This window comes from Paraburkholderia sp. JHI2823, from assembly GCF_038900695.1.
Classification (GTDB): domain Bacteria; phylum Pseudomonadota; class Gammaproteobacteria; order Burkholderiales; family Burkholderiaceae; genus Paraburkholderia; species Paraburkholderia mimosarum.
This window is the reverse complement of the sequence record NZ_JAYMRY010000132.1, coordinates 1-1331: the sequence shown is the minus strand read 5'-3', so window position 1 is coordinate 1331 and position 1331 is coordinate 1. Positions and strand designations below refer to the sequence as shown.

At 62.4% G+C, this 1331-nt stretch carries 1 protein-coding gene; it reads right to left on the bottom strand.

The annotated features are described in order from the left end of the window. Positions 1–37 precede the first annotated feature (37 nt). Positions 38–1236 (bottom strand): IS3 family transposase gene (locus tag VSR34_RS37915; protein WP_169745511.1). Its coding sequence is split into 2 segments (ribosomal slippage): positions 38–921 and positions 921–1236, totalling 1200 coding nucleotides; the frame shifts between segments, so codons are not numbered across the junction. Between the last annotated feature and the right edge of the window lie 95 nt (positions 1237–1331).

Here is a 1331-nt window from a genome sequence, read left to right as displayed (position 1 = left end):
TGGAGTTGCCCCTGTAACTCAGGACACTTGGACACCGTTAGGTTGATGACACCGCATGACGCCTGAACTCGCGAGGCGAGCGGTATTTCAGGGCTTTGTGCGGGTGGCGCTCATTGTAGTGTTCAAACGCGATAGCCAGACGCGAGAGCGCCGTTGGTGCGTCAGGCTTGTCCATATAGGCGACGTAATTGTGCTTCATGGTCTTCACGAACGATTCGGCCATGCCATTGCTCTGCGGCGAACGGACCGGCGTGGTCAGCGGCTCAAGACCCAGTTCGCGAGCGAAGCTGCGCGTGCGGTGGTCGATGTAGGCCGAGCCGTTGTCCGTCAGCCATTCGATGGGCTGCGCGGCCTGCGTGGTGCCGAAGCGCTGTTCGACGGCAGCCAGCATCACGTCGCGCACCACATCACCGCTATGCCCGCCGGTCGTCGCTGCCCAGCTAATCACCTCGCGGTCGCAGCAGTCCAGCGCAAACGTCACGCGCAGCGGCGTACCATCGTCGCACCGGAACTCGAAGCCATCGGAGCACCAGCGGGTGTTGCTGCGTTCCACGGCAACGCGACCGTCATGCCGCCGCTTGTCTCGCCGCACGCCGGGGCGGCGCAGCAGCAACTGATGCTCACGCATGACCCGATACACGCGCTTGGCGTTGATGCACGGCGCACCGGTCTGCTCCCGACTGCGGCGCAACAGCGCCCAGATGCGTCGGTAGCCGTAAGTCGGCAGATGCGCTACATGTGCCTGAATTTCCTCGACCAGCCCGGCATCATTGGTCACGCGAGCACGGCGACCATCGCGCCAGTCAGACGAGCGAGCTCGCTTCACCGCCACGGCAGAGCGCGCCACGCCGAGAACTTCGCAGACCGTCTTCATCGGTCGTCCCCCGGCAGCAAGGGCGAGCGCGCAATCAGGTTTTTTGAACGCCCCCACTCCACGGCTTCTTTCAGGATTTCGACCTCCAGCGTCTTCTTCCCGAGTAGCCGTTGCAGTTCCTTGATTTCCTTGATGGCGGCGGCCAGCTCAGATGCCGGCACAACGGTTTCGCCTGCCTTCACCGCCGCCAGACTGCCTTCCTGGTATTGCTTGCGCCAGCCGAACACCTGGTTGGCATTGACGCCGTGCCGACGTGCAACGGCCGACACCGACGCTCCTGGCTCCAATGTTTCCTGCACGATGGCGATTTTTTCCTGCGCCGTGCGCCGACGACGGCGCTCCGGCTCGGTCAGAATTTCGATGCTTTCCACGTAATGACTAGGCTTACTGATAGGCACAAGACTATCCCTTATTTTAAGAGAGTCCTCGTGTCCTCAGATACGTGGGGCCGCTCCAG